18 protein-coding genes are annotated in these 17,324 nt (G+C 71.8%); 14 read left to right on the forward strand and 4 right to left on the reverse strand.

Annotated elements, in window-relative coordinates; genetic code table 11:
* Positions 1 to 3: 3 nt before the first annotated feature.
* From EDF48_RS13380 to EDF48_RS19150, 5 genes are all read left to right on the forward strand, one after another.
* Positions 4 to 711 (forward strand): YafY family protein, encoded by a 708-nt coding sequence (locus tag EDF48_RS13380; protein ID WP_131880564.1) that lies wholly within the window; start codon positions 4 to 6, stop codon positions 709 to 711.
* A 107-nt stretch (positions 712 to 818) separates the two neighbouring features.
* On the forward strand, positions 819 to 1,190 hold the full coding sequence (locus EDF48_RS13385) for a VOC family protein (protein WP_131880566.1): 372 nt from the start codon (positions 819 to 821) through the stop codon (positions 1,188 to 1,190).
* 38 nt (positions 1,191 to 1,228) lie between these two features.
* On the forward strand, positions 1,229 to 1,957 hold the full coding sequence (locus EDF48_RS13390) for an alpha/beta hydrolase family protein (RefSeq protein WP_131880568.1): 729 nt from the start codon (positions 1,229 to 1,231) through the stop codon (positions 1,955 to 1,957).
* Entirely contained in the window at positions 1,954 to 2,805 is an 852-nt protein-coding gene (locus EDF48_RS13395; protein ID WP_131880570.1) for an MBL fold metallo-hydrolase, read from the forward strand. The genes EDF48_RS13390 and EDF48_RS13395 overlap by 4 nt, the downstream gene beginning before the upstream one ends.
* Positions 2,802 to 3,362 (forward strand): TetR family transcriptional regulator, encoded by a 561-nt coding sequence (locus EDF48_RS19150; RefSeq protein WP_165932398.1) that lies wholly within the window; start codon positions 2,802 to 2,804, stop codon positions 3,360 to 3,362. Before EDF48_RS13395 ends, EDF48_RS19150 begins: the two co-directional genes overlap by 4 nt.
* A gap of 105 nt (positions 3,363 to 3,467) precedes the next feature.
* Here EDF48_RS19150 and EDF48_RS13405 read toward each other — a convergent pair whose 3' ends face one another.
* Positions 3,468 to 4,034 (reverse strand): GNAT family N-acetyltransferase, encoded by a 567-nt coding sequence (locus tag EDF48_RS13405; protein WP_131880574.1) that lies wholly within the window; start codon positions 4,032 to 4,034, stop codon positions 3,468 to 3,470.
* A 9-nt stretch (positions 4,035 to 4,043) separates the two neighbouring features.
* Positions 4,044 to 5,039, reverse strand: coding sequence for an alpha/beta hydrolase (locus EDF48_RS13410; RefSeq protein WP_131880576.1), 996 nt, complete (start codon positions 5,037 to 5,039; stop codon positions 4,044 to 4,046).
* Between the two features lie 113 nt (positions 5,040 to 5,152).
* Between EDF48_RS13410 and EDF48_RS13415 the strand changes: the two genes are divergently transcribed.
* The 4 genes from EDF48_RS13415 to EDF48_RS13430 are packed head-to-tail and all read left to right on the forward strand — an operon-like array spanning position 5,153 to position 8,863.
* Complete coding sequence (locus EDF48_RS13415) at positions 5,153 to 6,064, forward strand: ABC transporter ATP-binding protein (protein ID WP_131880578.1); 912 nt, start codon at positions 5,153 to 5,155, stop codon at positions 6,062 to 6,064.
* A complete protein-coding gene (locus tag EDF48_RS13420; protein ID WP_131880580.1) occupies positions 6,061 to 6,927 on the forward strand; it encodes an ABC transporter permease subunit in 867 nt (288 codons plus the stop codon). The genes EDF48_RS13415 and EDF48_RS13420 overlap by 4 nt, the downstream gene beginning before the upstream one ends.
* Positions 6,924 to 8,210: a histidine kinase gene (locus EDF48_RS13425; protein WP_165932399.1), complete on the forward strand. Its 1,287-nt coding sequence runs from the start codon at positions 6,924 to 6,926 to the stop codon at positions 8,208 to 8,210. Before EDF48_RS13420 ends, EDF48_RS13425 begins: the two co-directional genes overlap by 4 nt.
* Positions 8,207 to 8,863, forward strand: a complete 657-nt coding sequence (locus tag EDF48_RS13430) for a response regulator transcription factor (RefSeq protein WP_131880584.1) — start codon at positions 8,207 to 8,209, stop codon at positions 8,861 to 8,863. Before EDF48_RS13425 ends, EDF48_RS13430 begins: the two co-directional genes overlap by 4 nt.
* Positions 8,864 to 8,890: 27 nt before the next feature.
* Here EDF48_RS13430 and EDF48_RS13435 read toward each other — a convergent pair whose 3' ends face one another.
* Together EDF48_RS13435 and EDF48_RS13440 are read right to left on the reverse strand one after the other, a co-directional pair.
* Positions 8,891 to 9,082: a hypothetical protein gene (locus EDF48_RS13435; RefSeq protein WP_131880586.1), complete on the reverse strand. Its 192-nt coding sequence runs from the start codon at positions 9,080 to 9,082 to the stop codon at positions 8,891 to 8,893.
* 56 nt (positions 9,083 to 9,138) lie between these two features.
* On the reverse strand, positions 9,139 to 10,509 hold the full coding sequence (locus EDF48_RS13440; RefSeq protein ID WP_131880588.1) for an NtaA/DmoA family FMN-dependent monooxygenase: 1,371 nt from the start codon (positions 10,507 to 10,509) through the stop codon (positions 9,139 to 9,141).
* Positions 10,510 to 10,683: 174 nt separating this feature from the next.
* Here EDF48_RS13440 and EDF48_RS13445 point away from each other — a divergent pair, with 174 nt between their 5' ends.
* The 5 genes from EDF48_RS13445 to EDF48_RS13465 are packed head-to-tail and all read left to right on the forward strand — an operon-like array spanning position 10,684 to position 17,105.
* Positions 10,684 to 12,345 (forward strand): ABC transporter substrate-binding protein, encoded by a 1,662-nt coding sequence (locus tag EDF48_RS13445; protein ID WP_131880590.1) that lies wholly within the window; start codon positions 10,684 to 10,686, stop codon positions 12,343 to 12,345.
* The gene (locus tag EDF48_RS13450) at positions 12,345 to 13,283 is read left to right on the forward strand and encodes an ABC transporter permease (protein WP_131880592.1); all 939 of its coding nucleotides are present in this window, start codon (positions 12,345 to 12,347) and stop codon (positions 13,281 to 13,283) included. The genes EDF48_RS13445 and EDF48_RS13450 overlap by 1 nt, the downstream gene beginning before the upstream one ends.
* On the forward strand, positions 13,280 to 14,188 hold the full coding sequence (locus tag EDF48_RS19325; protein ID WP_131880595.1) for an ABC transporter permease: 909 nt from the start codon (positions 13,280 to 13,282) through the stop codon (positions 14,186 to 14,188). The genes EDF48_RS13450 and EDF48_RS19325 overlap by 4 nt, the downstream gene beginning before the upstream one ends.
* Positions 14,185 to 15,903: an ABC transporter ATP-binding protein gene (locus EDF48_RS13460; protein ID WP_207913265.1), complete on the forward strand. Its 1,719-nt coding sequence runs from the start codon at positions 14,185 to 14,187 to the stop codon at positions 15,901 to 15,903. Before EDF48_RS19325 ends, EDF48_RS13460 begins: the two co-directional genes overlap by 4 nt.
* A complete protein-coding gene (locus EDF48_RS13465; protein ID WP_131880599.1) occupies positions 15,900 to 17,105 on the forward strand; it encodes an acyl-CoA dehydrogenase family protein in 1,206 nt (401 codons plus the stop codon). Before EDF48_RS13460 ends, EDF48_RS13465 begins: the two co-directional genes overlap by 4 nt.
* The last annotated feature ends 219 nt before the right edge of the window (positions 17,106 to 17,324 follow it).

The following is a 17,324-nucleotide window of genomic DNA, read 5'->3' on the forward strand; positions in this document are numbered from 1 at the left end:
GTCGTGAACCGGACCGACCGCCTGTACGCGCTCGTCGAGGAGCTCCGCGCCGCTGCGCCCGCGCTGCGGAGCGCGCGCCGACTCGCTGAGCGGTTCGGGGTCAGTGTGCGCACGGTCGAGCGGGACCTGCTGTCCCTGCAGCAAGCCGGAGTGCCGATCTGGGCCGAGCCGGGGCGGACCGGCGGGTACACGATCGACGCCCGTGCGACGCTCCCGCCGCTCGGGCTGACCGTCGACGAAGCGCTCGCGGTGGCGATCGGCCTCGGCACGCTCGGCTCCAGCCCGTTCCGCGACGCGGCGCGCAGCGCTGCCCGCAAGGTCACTGCGGTGCTCGCCGAGGACGACGCCCGACGGGCAGCGCGACTCGCGAGTCGCGTGCACCTGCTGGAGTCAGGGGAGCGCACGCCTGCTCCCACGGCGCTCGCCGGTGCGCTGACCGGCGGGCGCGTCGTCCGGATGCGGTACCGCGACGCAGCGGGCGCGGAGACCGATCGCGTCGTCGAACCGCTCGGCTACATCGGGAAGGGCGAGGACTGGTACCTGGTCGCGTGGTGCCGGTTGCGCGACGGCGTCCGTGCCTTCCGCGGAGACCGGGTGCTGGCGGTCGAGGAGACCGACGAACAGGCCCCGCCTCGGGTGGTCCACCTCGACGAACTCGACATCCCGCACGGCGTCCTGCGCCCCGTGCTCGGAGACCTGCTCGGGGACTGAACCGCCAGATCCGCCTTGTGGTTCGCCGAAACACCGACAGGACGGTGTCGCGGTGGTCGCGCATGCTCGACGAGTCCGGTCACGGTGGCCGGCCAGGAGGGCTCACCATGCAGTTCGCATCCATCCGGATCATCACCGACGACCTCGACGGGATGGTGCGGTTCTACGAACGCGTCACCGGGACCGAGGCGCGGCGGCCCGCACCCGTCTTCGCCGAGATCGTGACCGGCGGCGCCGTGCTCGCCCTCGCGACCCCGGTGACCGTGGCGATGCTCGGACCGGCCGCGCCGGAGCCCGGCACGAACGGCAGCGTGTTCCTCGAGTTCGTGGTGGACGACGTCGACGTCGCGTTCGCGGGATTGCGTGGTGGCCTCGACGACGTGGTGCTGCCGCCGACGACGATGCCCTGGGGGAATCGATCGGCGCTGTTCCGTGACCCTGACGGCAACCTCGTGAACCTCTTCAGCCGCCCCGCTTGACCGTGTATTCTGTCAGTCACTGACAGAATCGAGTGCACATGCAGCTCCACGACGAGACCCACGGACGCGGCCCGGTCCGGGTCGGACTCGTGCACGGCATCCTCGGTTCGGCGCTGGTGTGGCGCGACCTCGTGTCCCACGCCGACCCGGACCGGTACACGTTCCTCGTGCCGGACCTGCGGGGTCACGGCGAGAGCGACCGCGCGGCGTCGTACACGCTCGCCGCGTTCGCTGACGACCTCGCCGAGACGCTGCCGCAGGGGCTCGACGCCGTCGTCGGACACTCGCTCGGCGGACGGGTGCTGTTCGACGCCGTCGACCGGTTGCGCCCGGCCCGCGCGGTGTACCTCGACCCCGGCTTCCACCTGCGGGCACCGGGTCGGGGTGTGCTCGGGCGGGCGTTCTGGGCGCTGCCCGGGCTGCAGCCGCTGCTCGTGCAGGCCTACGACCGCACCGATCCGCGGTGGGGGCCGGCGAACGTCGCCCGGGCCGAGGAGAGCCACCGGCACTGGGACCGCACGATGCTGCGCGACGTCCTGCGAGCGGTCGCGACGACACCGGTCGCTCCGGCGGCCCCGTTCGTGCCGTCGACGCTCGTGCTCACCGACGACGGTCGACACGTCGTGCCCGAGGCCGAGGTGCCGGTCTACGAGCGCCTCGGGTGGGACGTCGAACGGGTGCACGGCGTGCACCACGACCTCGCGATGGAGGACGCCGCGCGCACGATGCGGCTCCTCGACGACGTGCTCGGCGGGGCGCACGCATGAGCGTCACCACGGTGTTCGGCGGGGTGTCCAACGTCCTCGTCTCCGACGGCACGACCTCGCTGCTCGTGGACGGCTTCTTCAGTCGTCCCTCGTTCCCGCGGCTGATGCTCGGCCGGCTCCGACCGGACGTCACCCGGATCGAGGACGCACTCGCACGGTTCGACGTCGACCACCTCGATGCCGTGCTCGTCTCGCACTCGCACGCCGACCACGCCCTCGACGCGCCCGTGGTCGCGGACCGGACCGGGGCGGAACTCGGCGGCTCGGCGTCCACCCGGATGATCGCCACCGGGTACGGGCTCGACCGCGTGCCCTTCCGGGAGCTCCACGACCGAGAGTCGTTCGCGGTGGGGGCCTTCACGGTCACGCCGCTGCGCGCCCTGCACAGTGACGGCGACGCGGTCCCGGGCGAGATCACCGAGCCGGTCACCCTGCCGGCCCGGATGCGCGACTTCCGTACCGGCGGGTGCTCCTCGTTCCTGTTCGAACACCCGGACGGATCGGTGCTGGTCCACCCGACGGCGAACTTCATCCCCGGAGCGTTCGCGGGGCTCCACGCCGACACCGTCTACCTGGGTGCGGGCGCCGCCGGTGCGAAGCCGACGACCTGGATCGAGCAGTACTGGCAGGAGACCGTCGGCGCCCTGCGGCCGAGCGTCGTCCGACCGGTGCACTGGGACGCGTTCTGGCGTCCGTTGACCCGTCCGCTCAGGCCGCTGCCGAAGAAGCTCGACCGCCTCGACGTCACGATGCGCGCGTTCACACGCCTGGCGGATGCCGACGGTGTCGACCTCCGGCTGCCGGAGCTCTGGCAGCGGGAGACGGTCTCCACGCGGTCCGCGTCGTGACCGGGGTCCGGGCGCAGCACCGCCGGGCGACGGAGCGTGCCGTCGAGGACGCCGCGGTCGCGCTGGTCGGCGCGCGCGGGTTCGACGTCGTCACCGGGGCCGAGATCGCCACCGCGGCCGGCATCACCGAGCGCACGTTCTTCCGGTACTGCGCCGCGAAGGTCGACGCGTTCCTGTTCGTCCCACGCGACGTCCACGACGCCGTCACCGTCGCGGTGACCGCCCCGGTGCCGTTCGATGCGTTGACCGAGGTGATCGCCGAGGTGCTCGCGACGTTTGAACGCGACCGCCCCGACGACCTCGACCGCCTGGTCCGGGTGCGCGCGCTGCTCGTCGCCGATCCGGCACTGCTGTCCGCCGTGCTCGAGCGGGACGCCGCGCAGATGCTGGAGCTGCAGTCGGCGTGGCAGGGCGCCGATCGGTTCGCGGTGCCGTTGGCGCTGCTCGCGCTGCGCGCCGCGTTCGACGAGTGGGCGGAGCGCGCCGCGGGGGAGTCGCTCAGCGCGGCGTTCCGGCGGACCTGCGCCGCGCTGCGGACGGCGGCGACTGGCGGTTGATCGCGCGTCACGCCCTGGACGCATCCACCGGGCGGACGGGAGGCCCGTGGCGGGCGTGACCCGAGCCTCCCGTCCGCTCTGGACCGCGATGCGAGACGCGCCGCGTCAGTCGTCCGGAAGCACGTCGTCGTCCCACGGCACCGGCGTCGTTTCGCCCGTCTCCCAGTCGTGGCGCAGCATCCCGTACCCGACCGACGCGACCGCGCGGCCGCCTTCGATCGGCCACCCCTCGCGGTAGTGCGCCTCCTTGACCCACCCGGCACGCACGAAGACCCGGCGCATCGCCGTGTTGTCCTCGCGGGTCTGGCCCTCGAAGCGGGTCACCGACGGCAGGGTGCCGAAGACGTGGTCGGTGACCGCGCGAAGCGTCGGGACGCCGAGTCCGCGGCCGCGGAACGCGCCGGCGATGCGCAGGTCGAAGAGCGGGACCGGGTCTTCCAGATCCTCCAGCCGGACGAACCCGATGCGGCCGTGCTCCGTGTGGTCGACCCAGTACGAGTCGTGCTCGTCGTCGCGGTAGGAGCCGGAGTCCACGGCCTGGACGGCTTCTGCACGGCTCCACGTCCGCCGCACGTGGAACGGGAAGTCCTCGGTCGACAGGAAGTCGACGAGTGCGTCGTGGTCGATCCCGGTCGGGTCGAGCCGGGTCAGCCGGACGGAGCGCTCGGTCATCCCGTCACGCTAGCGGGGGTGCAGCGTGGTGGCCCAGCGTCCGATCGCGTCGTACGCCTGCTCCCGCACGTCGGGCGCGGACAGCACCACGTCGTGCACGGCTCCCGGCAGTCGGCGGACCGTCACCTCGTTGCCGAGTGACAGGGCTCGGTGGGCCACCGTGTCGACGTTCAGCGCGACGTCGGCGTGTGCCATGCCGGGGTCCCACCGGGGTTGCAACATGCTCTTGTCGCTGAGCATGACCAGGACGGGGACCTGGATGTCGAGCCCGTGCTCGACCGTCTCCTGCCCCGCGAAGACCGCCGCGAGCCAACCGGGGTGCAGGGGGAACCCGCGTTCCGGCCGCCACTGCTGGTCGTACGTCCAGGAGCCCTCGCCCGCGGCCGACACGGTGCGCGTGTAGAAGCCCGGGTCGACGGCAGGCATCGGGGCGAGGGGGTTCCGCTTCGCGCCGAGCTTGATGACGGGCGCGACGATCGCCCGGCCCACGGCGGTCGCCTGGAACTCGAGCCAGGGACTGTTCAGGATGATCCCGTCGACGAGTTCCGGGTGCCGCGCAGCCCACAGCGACAGCGTCAGACCGCCGGTGGAGTGCCCCATCAGCACGAGTCGCCGCTCACCGGGGCCGGGGTGCTCGGCGGACACCGCGTCGAGCGCTGCGGCGATGTCCTCGTCGTACACCGCCAGGTCGTCGACGTTCCCCGGGGTCTGCTGGGGGCGGAGGCTCCGGCCGTACTTCCGCAGGTCCAGTGCGTGGAAGCGGGCACCGAGCCGTTCGACGCGCTCGGCGAGCTCCGTCTGGAAGAAGTAGTCCGACCACCCGTGCACGTACAGCACGTCAGCGCCGTGCAGCGGTCCGCGCCCGTGCAGCAACAGGTCGGTCGGGGTGTGGCGACGACGGACCAGGGTGGCGACGACGGGCCCCTCGGAGTCGGTGCCGAGCGGGAGTTCGAGTCGCTCGTAGGGCGCCCCGAGGACGTCCTCGTGCCAGCGCTGGACGACCATGTCCCCACCGTATCCGGCACCGCTGCGGGTGGTACCGGGGTACCACGGTCGCTCCGCGGAGATCGTCTGCGACGGCGATGTGGCGGACCCGGTCGTCTCCGTACCGTTGCCGCATGATCGAGATCCAGAACCTCTCCAAGCGCTACGGCGAGAAGGTCGCCGTCGACGACGTGTCCTTCACGGTGCGCCCCGGCGTCGTCACCGGCTTCCTCGGTCCGAACGGCGCGGGCAAGTCCACCACGATGCGCGCCGTCGTCGGACTCGACCGGCCGACCTCGGGCACCGCCCACGTCGACGGACGCCCCTACCGCGAGCTGCGCGACCCGCTGCGTCGCGTCGGCGCACTGCTCGAGGCCAAGGCGGTCCACAAGGGACGCAGCGCCTTCGACCACCTGTCGGCGCTCGCCGCGACGCACCGGATCCCGACGGCCCGGGTGCACGAGGTCATCGGGATGACCGGTCTCGAGAACGTCGCGAAGAAGCGCGTCGGCGGGTTCTCGCTCGGCATGGGGCAGCGGCTCGGGATCGCGGCGGCACTGCTCGGTGATCCGCAGACGCTGATCCTCGACGAGCCGGTCAACGGCCTCGACCCCGAGGGCGTCGTGTGGGTGCGTCGACTCGCCCGCAGCCTGGCCGCCGAGGGGCGTGCGGTGTTCATCTCGAGCCACCTGATGAGCGAGATGGCCCTGACCGCCGACCGCATCGTCGTGATGGGTCGCGGCCGGGTGCTCGCGGACATGGACATCGCGGACCTGGTCGCCGCCGCCACGGAGCGGTCGGTCACCGTGCGGACGCCGGAGCCCGAGCGGCTCCTCGACGCGATCGCCGGACCGGACGTCACCATCGGCTACGAGGGCGACGGGTCGCTGCAGGTCCGTGGCCTCGGCGCCGAGCAGATCGGCGAGGCGGCGGGTGCTGCGGGGATCGTCCTGCACCAGCTGGCCACCACCGAGGCGAGCCTGGAGCAGGCCTACCTCGAACTCACGCACGACCAGGTCGAGTACCGATCGGAGGTGGCCCGATGAGCGCGGTCACGAGCAACGCCGCGCCTCGGCACGACGGAGCCGGCAGCCACACGTCCGGCGTCCACTTCTCCGGCGTCCTGCGCTCGGAGTGGATCAAGCTCCGCTCGCTGCGGTCGACGGCGTGGAGCTTCCTGCTGGTGCTCGTCCTGCCGATCGGCATCGGTGTGCTCCTGGCGGCCTTCGCGGACAACGGCGGTCAGGGGCTCTCGGGTGACGCGGCTCGGAACGCCCTCGTCCTCTACAGCACGAGCGGCACGATGCTCTCCTCGCTGATCGTCGCGGTGATCGGCGCCCTCGTCGTCACCGGCGAGTACGGCACCGGCATGATCCGCTCCTCGTTCGCGGCGGTCCCACGGCGGTCGGTCGCACTGGCGGCGAAGGCGATCGTCCTCGCCGTGGCCGTCTTCGTCACGAGTGCCGTGAGCGTCTGGGCCACCGCGTTCACCACCCTGCCCATCGCCGCGGGACGGAACGTCGAGGCGTCGCTGGACGTGAGCGTCGCGATGCCGCTGCTGGGTGCCTCCGTCTACCTGACGCTCATCGCGCTGCTGGCCTTCGCGGTCGGTGTGGTCCTGCGCTCCACAGCCGGCGCGATCGCCGGAGTCCTCGGCCTGATGCTGGTCGCCCCGGTCGTCGTGCAGCTGGTGCAGTCGTTCACCGGAGCGGACTGGCTCGGCACGCTGACGAACCTGCTGCCGCAGAACGCCGGCCAGCCGCTCATGCAGTTCGGCACCGAGGTGACGTCGGGGTGGCACGACGGCGTCCTAGCCTTGGGTGGATGGAGCGGATTCGCGGTACTGCTGGCCTGGGTGGTCGTCGCCTCGCTGACGGCGCTCGCCCTGGTCGAGAAGCGGGACGCGTGACCCCTGCCGACCTCGCCCCCGGTGCCGTCCAGGACGGTGCCGGGGGCATCGCCCTGCCCGACGCACCCGGCCGGCTCCGGCGGTTCTGGGCACGCCACCCGGTCATGACCGACGCGCTGCTCATGGTCTTCTGGGGTGCGATCGAGGTCGTCGTCGCGTTCCGGAGTGCGTGGCAGGTCGACGGGAGCCCCGTCGCGCGGGTCACGGTCGTCGTCCTCGTGGTCATCGCCGTCTCCGGCATCCCGCTCCGGCGCACGCACCCCGCGGTGACGGCGGTGCTCGGGCTCGCGTCCGTCGTCGCGATGACGTGGACGGAAGCGGGGTACTCGCCGGTCCTCTTCACCGTGTACGCCGCGACCGTGTGGTGGTCGCGTCCCGCCGGGTGGTGGACGGCCGCGGTCGCCGTCGTGCTGGCCGCGGGGGCGACGGCGCTGCGCGTCTTCGTGGTCGCGCCGGGGTCCGGAGGACTCGCGGACGTCCTGTACCCGCAGCCCACGACGTTCCTGCTGGCAGCGGTCCTGATCGGCGTCAACGTGTCGAACCGCCGTCGCTACACCCAGGCCCTCATCGACCGCGCGCACCAGCTGGCCCGGGAGCGCGACCAGCAGGCGCAGCTCGCCACCGCCGCGGAGCGGGCCCGGATCGCGCGGGAGATGCACGACATCGTGTCGCACTCGCTCACGGTGATGGTGCGGCTGGCCGAGGGCGCGGCGGCCGGGGCGTCCGCTGGTGCACCCGCCGGTTCGGCGGGGTCCGCTGCCGCTGCCATGCGCGGTGTCGCCGACGTCGGCCGTGGCGCGATGGGCGACATGCGCCGCATGCTCGGGGTGCTCGGAGGCGACGGCGAACCCGCGCTCGCGCCGCAACCGGGCATCCACGACGTCCCGCAGCTCGTCGACCGGTTCCGCGCGCTGGGCGCCCCCGTCGCCCTCGAACTGGTCGGCGTCGTCCCCGACGACGACGCCCTGCAGCTCGCCGTGTACCGGGTCGTGCAGGAGGGCCTCACCAACACCGCCCGGCACGCGCAGCACGTCCGATCGGTCGACGTCCGCGTGGCCGCGTCCGCCACCGAGGTCACCGTGGTCGTCACCGACGACGGACGGACAGGAGGCCCGACTCGGCCGGGCGGATCGGCCCACGCCCCAGCGGGGTCGGGTCGAGGGCTCATCGGGATCGACGAGCGCATCCGTGCGCTGGGTGGGCAGGTGCGCGCGGGCTCCCGCGACGGCACCGATGGTTGGCAGATCCGGGCGACGATCCCGGTCAGGACGGAGGACCGGTGATCCGCGTGGCGATCGTCGACGACCAGCAGCTCATCCGGACGGGCTTCCGACTGCTGCTCGAGGCACCGTCCGACATCGAGGTCGTCGGTGAGGCCGGCGACGGCGGTGCGGGTGTTCGGCTCGTGCGTGCCCTGCGTCCGGACGTCGTGCTGATGGACGTCCGGATGCCCCACGTCGACGGCGTCACGGCGACGGCCGCGATCGTCGAGCAGGTCCCCGAGACCCGGGTGCTCGTGCTGACGACCTTCGACCTGGACGAGTACGCGTTCGGTGGCCTGCGTGCCGGGGCGAGCGGGTTCCTGCTCAAGGACGTCAGCGCCGCGCAGCTCCTCGACGCCGTCCGGTCCGTGGCAGCGGGAGAGGCCGCCGTCTCACCGCGGGTGACGCAGCGGATGCTCGAGCTCTTCGGCTCCGTGCTGCCGGACGACCGGCCGGCGGGTCCGGACCCGCTGGAGCCCCTGACCCCGCGGGAGCGCGAGGTGCTGCTCGCTATGGCCCGCGGGTTGTCGAACCCCGAGGTCGCCGCACACCTGGTGACGAGCGAGTCCACGGTCAAGACCCACGTCGGGCGGGTGCTCGGCAAACTGGGCCTGCGCGACCGGGTGCATGCGGTGATCTTCGCCTACGAGCACGGTCTCGTGCCGCGGTCCTGACGGGGCGCCGATCGTGTGGTGGCGCGGTCAGCTGCGGGGTGCGCGCGAGAAGAAGAGGGTGATCGCGCCGAGGGCGATGGACGCGACGATCAGCACCCAGGCGAGCACGGGGATCAGCCCGTCCCACGGGGTGAACAGGAGCACGATGCCGATCACCAGCACGGCGGCGGCGGCGATCAGCACGAGGCGGTGCGGTCTTGCCGGATGGGTTCTGGTCACACGTGCACCGTACGCGTCGGGACTGCGGACGGGCGGGACGCCGATGCGCCCGGCGATCAGGCTCGGGCGTCGACTCCGCGGCGGTGCCGTGCCGCAGGGTGGCGGCTCGGCAGTCGTGCCGGCCCGCCGCCCTGGACGCGCTGGCGAAGCGTCTCACCGTCGGTGTACCGCTCGGGCAGTCGGCCGCGTTCCCGCAGCAGTGGGGTGACGTGGGTCGCGAAGTCGCGCACGGTGTCGAACGAGTGGTACTGCCGCAGGTTGATGCCGTCGATCCCGTCGTCGTCCAGCCAGCCTTCGATCTGTTCGGTGACGGCCTCGGGGACACCGGCGGCCCAGAAGGCGCCGTGCCAGGCCTCGTTCACCCGGTCCAGGAGCTCTCCCACGGTCTGGTCCAGGGCAACGCGGCCGACCAGCCGCTCGCCGCCCTCCACCCCTTCGGCATCGAGTGCGTCCCGGACGGAGCGGGTGCGCGGGTGCGCGAGGGCGTCGAAGGGCACGCTCCCGTGGATGAGGGGGCCTTCCTCGCTCTGGAACGCGCGGTACTGGGCGACCTTGTCGTCGACGTCGCGCTGCGTCGGCGCGGTGATCACGGCGGCCTGCGTCACGAACTTGACGTCGTCACGGTCACGGCCCGCCGACTCGGCGGCGGCCCGGACGGCGTCAGCGGTGCGCTCGACGCCGTGCCCGCCGGTGAAGACGACCTCGGCGTGCCGGCCCGCTCGGGCGATGCCGGCCGGCGAACCGGTCGCCAGGAACAGGGTCGGGGTGCGCTGCGGCGACGGCTCGGACAGGTGCGGGCCGGCGACCCGGAAGTGCTCACCGACGTGGTCGATCCGGTGGACCTTCGCGGGGTCGGTGTAGATCCCGCGTTCGGCGTCCCGCAGGACGGCGCCGTCCTCCCAGGAGCCCTCCCACAGCTGGTACAGCACCTCGAGGTACTCGTCAGCGATCTCGTACCGGGTGTCGTGCGGGATCTCGGTCGCCAGGCCGAAGTTGCTGGCCGCGTTCGGGAGGTAGCTCGTGACGACGTTCCAGCCGACGCGGCCGTTCGTCAGGTGATCGAGCGTCGACATCCGTCGCGCGAACGCGAACGGTGGCTCGTAGCTGGTCGAGAAGGTGATGCCGAAGCCGAGGTGCTCCGTCACGGCCGCCATCGCCGGGACCACGAGCATCGGGTCGTTGTTCGGGATCTGCAACCCCTCGCGCAGCGCCGGTGCAGCGGAGCCGCCGTACACGTCGTAGGCCCCGAGGACGTCGGCGATGAACACCGCGTCGAACTGCCCGGCCTCGGCGGTGCGCGCCAGCTCGGTCCAGTACCGGATGTCCGTGTAGCGCTGCCGGTTGTTGCCGGGCAGGCGCCACAACCCGTGGGTGATGTGGCCGACGCAGTTCATCTCGAACACGTTGAGCAGCAGGCGTTTCGGCATCCCCCGAGCGTAGGAACCGACGCCGGATCCCCGGTGTTCGTGACGGAGTGCTACGTGCGTGGCGACGTCATCCGACGGCACAGAGCGGACCAGGTGTGACGCCGGATGTCCGTCCGTTGCGGGGTGTTGCCCGGCGCTCGCGGCCGACGGACCCCGGCCGTACCGTCCTTCCCCATGGTTCGTCTCTCACTCCGACCGTTCGTGGTCGCGGCCTCGGTGGTCGCCGTCGTGACGCTGCTCGCGGGCTGCGCCGACGGGTCGACCGGCGCGGGCCGCGACCGGGGCCCGGTCCGCGGCGGCACGCTCGTGTACGCCACCGACCGCGAACCGACCTGCCTCGACCCGCACAACTCCGGGGACATGCCGCAGACGTACATCGCCAGGCAGTACCTGGACTCGCTCGTGTCGCTGCAGGAGGACGGCAGCGTGCAGCCGTGGCTCGCGTCCAGTTGGACGATCTCGGACGACGGCAAGCAGTACGACTTCACACTGAAGCAGGGCGTGCGGTTCACCGACGGCACCCCGTTCGACGCCCAGGCCGTGGTGGACAACTTCACGCAGATCCTCGACCCGGCGACGCAGTCCTCGACCGATCTGCTGTACTTGACGGGGTACTTCGACAAGGCCACCGCGATCAGTGACCACGTCGTCCGGGTCTCCCTGAAGCGGCCGTACTCCCCGCTCCTCGCCGCGCTGTCGCAGGCGTTCTTCGGCATGGAGTCGCCGAAGGCCATGGCACGGGGACTCGCCGCGAACTGCGAGTCGCCGGTCGGTACCGGGCCGTTCGAGGTCACGAAGTGGAACCACGAGCGGGACGTCGAACTGATCCGGAACGACACGTACAACAGCGCGCCGGACGACGCGAAGCACCAGGGCCCCGCGTACCTGGACGGCATCACGTGGAAGTTCCTGAAGGACAACACCACTCGGTACGGCGCACTCAGCTCGGGCGAGGCGGACGTCATCTTCAACGTGCCGCCGGAGAGCGAGGGCCTGGCGAAGTCGGATCCGTCGATCGAGCTGCAGTCGTTCGTGCACTCGGGATCGCCGTTCAGCCTGGACATCAACACGCAGAGCGCGGTCTTCAGCGACATCCGCGTCCGCAAGGCGTTCGTGCACGCCTCGGACGCGAAGGAGGCCGTCGAGAGCGCCTACAACGGCGTGTTCCCGTACGAGGGCAACAACGTCTCCTCGGGCACACCGCACTACGACGCCGCGCACCACGAGCCCTTCCCGTACGACCCGGCAGCGGCGAAGGAACTCCTCGACGACGCCGGCTGGAACGGCCGTGACGCCGACGGCTACCGGACGAAGGACGGACGGACGCTCACGGTGAAGCTGCCGTACAACGCGGACTCCGCCGAGACCCCACCGGCGGACGTCACGATCCTGCAGGACATCCAGGCGATGGAGAAACGCGTCGGGATCAAGGTCGTGCTGCAGGCGCTCGACTCCTCCTCGATGAACGCCGTGTGGGGCGACCCGAAGGCCTACGACCTGCTCGGGAACTACTGGAACAGCCCGACCCCGCACGTCATGTACATCAAGTACTCGAAGGCGACCTACGACGTCGACAACGGGCAGAACTCGGCCTTCGCCTACGACGACGAACTCGACCGGCTGCTCATCGAGGGCACGGCGACGACCGACCCGGCGAAGCAGGCGACCGCGTACTCGAAGGCGCAGGCACTGCTGTCGTCCAAGGCCTGGTCGCTGCCGCTCTACCCGATCCAGACCCGCCTCGGGATCTCCGAGCGCGTCAGCGGCGTGTGGATCGAGCCGAGTGAGGGCGAGCCCGTCCTCTCCGACGCCTACTTGATCGACGGAGGCAAGTGATGGTCGTCCGAGTCACACGGCGCCTCGTCGAGGCGGTGGTCCTGCTCCTCGCCGTCGGCACCATCGTGTTCTTCCTCGAACACGCGGTGCCCGGTGACCCGGCGGTCGCGATCCTCGGTGGTGCCGCCGCTCACCCCACGAAGGAAGCCGTCGCCGCCGTCACGGAGCAGTACGGTTTCGACCGGCCGCTCATCGTGCAGTACGGCGACTTCCTCGGCGGGCTGTTCCGGCTCGACTTCGGGGAGTCCTACACACTGAAGCAGTCCGTCACGACCGTCGTCGCGGGACAGATCGGCCCGACCCTGGCGCTGACGGTGTCCGCGCTCGTCATCGCATGGTTGCTCTCCATCGCCTCGACGCTCGTCACTGCCGGACGTCCCGGAATGGTCGGACGCCTCGGCTCGGTCGTCGAGACGGTCGCGGCCGGACTCCCGCAGTTCTGGCTCGGCCTCGTGCTGCTGCTGGTCTTCGCGGTCCAGCTGCACTGGTTCCCGGTCATCGGGTCGGGCGTGCTCGGCATCGTCCTGCCGGCGCTGACCCTGGCCATCCCGCTCGCCGGGTTCCTCGGGCAGGTCACCCGCGACGAGTTCGAGGACAAGCAGCAGCAGCCGTTCGTCCTCTCCGCCCGCAGCCGTGGTCTGTCCGACCGTGCGATCCGCGGGAAGTACGTACTCCGGCACGCGGCGCTCCCCGGAGTCACGCTGTCCGGCTGGGGGCTCGGATCGTTGGTCTCGGGAGCCGTCATCGCCGAGGTCGTCTTCGCCCGCCAGGGCATCGGGCAGGTCCTGGTCACGGCCGTGAGCGCGCAGGACCTGCCGCTCGTCATCGGCATCACCTTCGTCGTGGCACTCGTCTACGTCGTGGCGAACATCCTGACCGACATCGCGTACGTCCTGGTGGACCCGAGACTGCGCCACACGAGCGGAGCCGCAGCATGACCACCGCAACGATCGCACCCAGCGAACCCCGTGCCCTGCAACCAGACCCGGCACCGGCCGAGGCCGGTGTCCGCACGGTGCGTCGAGCCTCCCACCCGTTGCGCCGCGTCTCGTTCTGGGTGGCCGCCGCCTTCATCGCGCTCGTCGCGGCGGCGGCCCTCTGGCCGTCCCTGCTCGCACCACAGGACCCACTCGCCATCGACCTGGGCAAGAGCTTCGACGCACCCAGTGCGCAGCACGTCTTCGGGACCGACCAGTCCGGCCGGGACGTCTACTCGCGTGTCGTGCACGGGGCCGGCCAGTCGGTCCTGATCGGGGTCGGCGCGACCGCGCTCGGCCTCGCCGGGGCCGTCCTCCTCGGCGTCCTCGGCGGACTCGGCGGCCGAGCGGTCGACGCCGTGGTGACGCGTGTCATCGAGGTGCTCTACGCGTTCCCGGGCATCCTGCTCGCGCTCATCCTGATCGCCGTCTTCGGGTCGAGTGCCGGGACACAGATCCTGGCCGTCGGCATCGCGACGATCCCGGGGTACGCCCGGATGGTGCGTGGGCAGGTGCTCGCGGTCCGCGGGGCCGCGTACGTGCAGGCCGAACGCGCGCTCGGGCACTCCTCGGCGCACGTGCTGTTCCGGACGCTGCTGCCCAACGCCTTCCGGCCGCTCACCGTGCTCGTCACGCTCGGCATCGGGCAGGCGATCGCCTGGGCGTCCGCGCTCGGGTTCCTCGGCATGGGCGTGCAGCCGCCCGCCCCGGAGTGGGGCGCGATGCTCAACGCCGGCCGGAACTACCTGCAGCAGGCGTGGTGGCTCGACTTCTGGCCGGGCGTCGTGATCGTCCTGCTCGCGCTGTCACTGACCGCCGTCGGTCGCGCCCTGCAGACCCTGACCCAGCCTGGAGGCCCCCGGTGACCACCGCATCGCAGCTCACGTCCGCCACGGCGTCCGTCCCGTTCCGTGGTGGCGACGATCCCGTCGTCGACGTCCGAGGTCTCTCCGTCGCCTTCGGCGGCCGCACCGTCGTGCAGGACGTCTCCTTCACGCTCGAGGCCGGACGCTGCGTGGCGATCGTCGGTGAATCCGGCTCCGGCAAGAGCGTCACGGCCCGGTCGCTGCTCGGGCTGAACGGTCCGACGTCGACGACCACGGCCTCGACGCTGTCGCTCGGCGGACGCGACCTGCGCGACCTGTCCGACGCCTCGTGGCGGAAGGTGCGCGGGAAGGAGGCCGGGTACGTGCTGCAGGACGCCCTCGTCTCGCTCGATCCGCTCCGGAAGGTCGGGGCGTCCGTCGCCGACGCGCTCCGGGTGCACGGCGTCGGACCGCGGGCGGAGCGCGAACGGCAGGTGCTCTCGCTGCTCGAGCGCGTCGGGATCCCGTCGCCGTCGTTGCGTGCGCGGCAGCTGCCCTCGGAACTGTCCGGCGGGCTCCGGCAGCGCGCGCTCATCGCCGCGGCGATCGCCCTCGACCCCGCGGTGCTCATCGCCGACGAGCCGACGACGGCGCTCGACACCACCGTGCAGGCGCAGATCCTCGCGCTCCTCGACGAGCTCCGTGCAGGCGGGACCGGGCTCGTGCTCATCAGCCACGACCTCGGCGTCGTCGAACGACTCGCGGACGACGTCGTGGTGATGCAGCACGGTGTCGTCGTCGAGCAGGGGCCGGTCGGCGCCGTCCTCGGCGACCCGCAGGACCCGTACACGAAGCGGCTGCTCTCGGCGATCCCCGCAGCGCACGCGCCGGGCACACGGTTGTCCGACGCTCCCCGTGCCACCCTCGCGCCGCGGCCGGCCTCGCGGCCGGTGCCCGTCGCCGGATCGGTGGTGCTCTCCGTCTCGCACGTCAGCAAGCGCTACCGCGGCCCCGACCGGGTCGTCCGGACCGTGGTCGACGACGTGTCGTTCGACCTGCGCGCAGGGGAGACGCTCGGGATCGTGGGGGAGTCCGGCTCCGGGAAGTCCACGACGGCTGCCATCGCCCTCGCGCTGACCGCGCCGTCCTCGGGCTCCGTCACGTTGGAGGGACGGCCCTGGTCGGCACTGTCGGAGCGTGCTCGTCGCGGTGATCGACCGCGGATCGCAACGGTGTCGCAGGACCCCCTGTCGTCGTTCGACCCGCGCCGCAGCGTGGGTGAGCTGATCCGTTCGGCGCTCACCGGGGCGCGAGCCGCCCGTGGCGCACCCGAGGACGGTCGTTCCGACACCGCTCGCACGGAGGAGCTGCTCACCGGCGTCGGACTCGACCCGTCCATCGCACGCCGGCACCCGTCGACGCTGTCCGGCGGGCAGCGACAGCGCGTCGCCATCGCCCGCGCGCTCGCCACCGATCCAGACGTGCTCGTCCTCGACGAGGCCGTCAGCGCGCTCGACGTGTCCGTCCAGGCGCAGGTGCTCGACCTGCTCGCCGACATCCAGCAGGAATACGGAACCGCTGCGCTCTTCATCTCGCACGACCTCGGTGTGATCCACCACGTCAGCGATCGCGTGCTCGTGCTGCGCGACGGTCGTGTCGTCGAGGAGGGAACGGCCGACCAGGTGTTCCGCTCGCCGCGCGACCCGTACACGCAGGGGCTGCTCGACGCGATCCCGGGCGTCAGCGCCCACCGGAAGTTCCAGGAGGAATCATGACCACCACGACACTGCCCACCCGCACCTCCCTGCTGGAGCGCTTCGCGCCGGTGTTCGAGCGGATCGCGGCCGGGGCGGTGGAGCGCGAGCAGAGCCGTTCCCTGCCGCACGAAGCGGTCAGGTGGCTGGCGGATTCGGGCTTCACAGCCGTGACGGTGCCGACGTCCTCCGGCGGCGCGGGTGCGTCGGCGACCGACCTCTTCGCGCTGCTCATCCGTCTTGCGGAGGCCGACTCGAACATCCCGCAGCTCCTCCGCGCGCACTTCGCGTTCGTCGAGGAACTGCTGCTCGAACCCGACGTCGTCCGCCGTGACGAGTGGTTCACCCGCATCGCCGCGGGCGAGGTCTTCGGCAACGCCAGCCACGAGCGCTCGACCGCCGCGGTCGGATCCCTGTCGACGCACATCGTGCCCGACGGCGACGGCTGGCGCCTGCACGGTGAGAAGCACTACAGCACCGGCACGATCTTCGCCGACTGGACGACCGTCTCCGCGCGCACACCGGACGGGCACACCGTCGGGGTCACCGTGCGGGTCGACGACCCCGGTGTGGAGGTCCGCGACGACTGGAACGGCTTCGGGCAGCGGCTGACCGGCAGCGGCACGACGAGGTTCGACGGCGTCCGCGTGGAGCTCTGGCAACTCCGACCCGAGCGTGCGGAGCGGCGAACCGTGCTGCCGGCGTTCCTGCAGACCGTGCTGCTGGCGTCGCTCGCCGGGGTCGGCGCCGTGGCCGCCCGCGACGCCGCATCGTTCGTACGGTCACGGACCCGGCACTACCAGCACGGAGTCGGGGCGACCGCGGCCACGGACCCGCTCGTGCAGTCCGTCGTCGGCCGCATCGCATCGGACGCGATCGCCGCCGAGGCCCTCGTCCTGGACGCCGCCGCGGCCATCGACGCTGCGCACGGCGCGATCGAGTCCGGTGATGACGGAGCCGACGCGCTGATCGATGCGGCCGAACTCCGGACGATCGCCCTCCAGGGAGTGGTGGTCGAGATCGTGCTCCGGGCGGCGACCACGCTCTTCGAGGTCGGCGGGGCCAGCGCCACCGACCGTGACCGTTCCCTCGACCGGCACTGGCGGAACGCGCGGACCCTGTCGTCGCACAACCCGGTGGTGTTCCAGCAACGGGTGATCGGCGACCACCTGGTCAACGGCTCCCCGCTGACCTACTTCTGGGCCACGGGTGAGACCGGGTGATCACGCCGGCCGACATCGTGCGGAGCTACGCTGGCGGACAGTGACACGTCCTCCCGCTCTGTGACCCAGAGCACACCCAGCGGCACCGGTTCGCTCCTCGGACGAGGGGCGGTGGTCTCGTGCGCCCGGAACGGGGACTCCCGACGGAGTTCCCCAGCGCCCCGGCGCCCTGTCGAGACCACTCCAGAGGGAGCGTTCGTCCATGTCATCGTCTTCTTC

Origin of the sequence: Curtobacterium sp. PhB191, assembly GCF_004346515.1 — a bacterium.
In the GTDB taxonomy this organism is placed as follows: Bacteria; Actinomycetota; Actinomycetes; order Actinomycetales; family Microbacteriaceae; genus Curtobacterium.

Excerpts from the sequence above, each read along its gene's own strand:
- EDF48_RS13385 (WP_131880566.1), top strand. The coding sequence starts at position 819 with ATGCAGTTCGCATCCATCCGGATCATCACCGACGACCTCGACGGGATG.
- EDF48_RS13390 (WP_131880568.1), top strand. The coding sequence starts at position 1,229 with ATGCAGCTCCACGACGAGACCCACGGACGCGGCCCGGTCCGGGTCGGA.
- EDF48_RS13395 (WP_131880570.1), top strand. The coding sequence starts at position 1,954 with ATGAGCGTCACCACGGTGTTCGGCGGGGTGTCCAACGTCCTCGTCTCC.
- EDF48_RS13405 (WP_131880574.1), bottom strand. The coding sequence starts at position 4,034 with ATGACCGAGCGCTCCGTCCGGCTGACCCGGCTCGACCCGACCGGGATC.
- EDF48_RS13410 (WP_131880576.1), bottom strand. The coding sequence starts at position 5,039 with ATGGTCGTCCAGCGCTGGCACGAGGACGTCCTCGGGGCGCCCTACGAG.
- EDF48_RS13415 (WP_131880578.1), top strand. The coding sequence starts at position 5,153 with ATGATCGAGATCCAGAACCTCTCCAAGCGCTACGGCGAGAAGGTCGCC.
- EDF48_RS13420 (WP_131880580.1), top strand. The coding sequence starts at position 6,061 with ATGAGCGCGGTCACGAGCAACGCCGCGCCTCGGCACGACGGAGCCGGC.
- EDF48_RS13440 (WP_131880588.1), bottom strand. The coding sequence starts at position 10,509 with ATGCCGAAACGCCTGCTGCTCAACGTGTTCGAGATGAACTGCGTCGGC.
- EDF48_RS13445 (WP_131880590.1), top strand. The coding sequence starts at position 10,684 with ATGGTTCGTCTCTCACTCCGACCGTTCGTGGTCGCGGCCTCGGTGGTC.
- EDF48_RS13450 (WP_131880592.1), top strand. The coding sequence starts at position 12,345 with ATGGTCGTCCGAGTCACACGGCGCCTCGTCGAGGCGGTGGTCCTGCTC.
- EDF48_RS19325 (WP_131880595.1), top strand. The coding sequence starts at position 13,280 with ATGACCACCGCAACGATCGCACCCAGCGAACCCCGTGCCCTGCAACCA.
- EDF48_RS13465 (WP_131880599.1), top strand. The coding sequence starts at position 15,900 with ATGACCACCACGACACTGCCCACCCGCACCTCCCTGCTGGAGCGCTTC.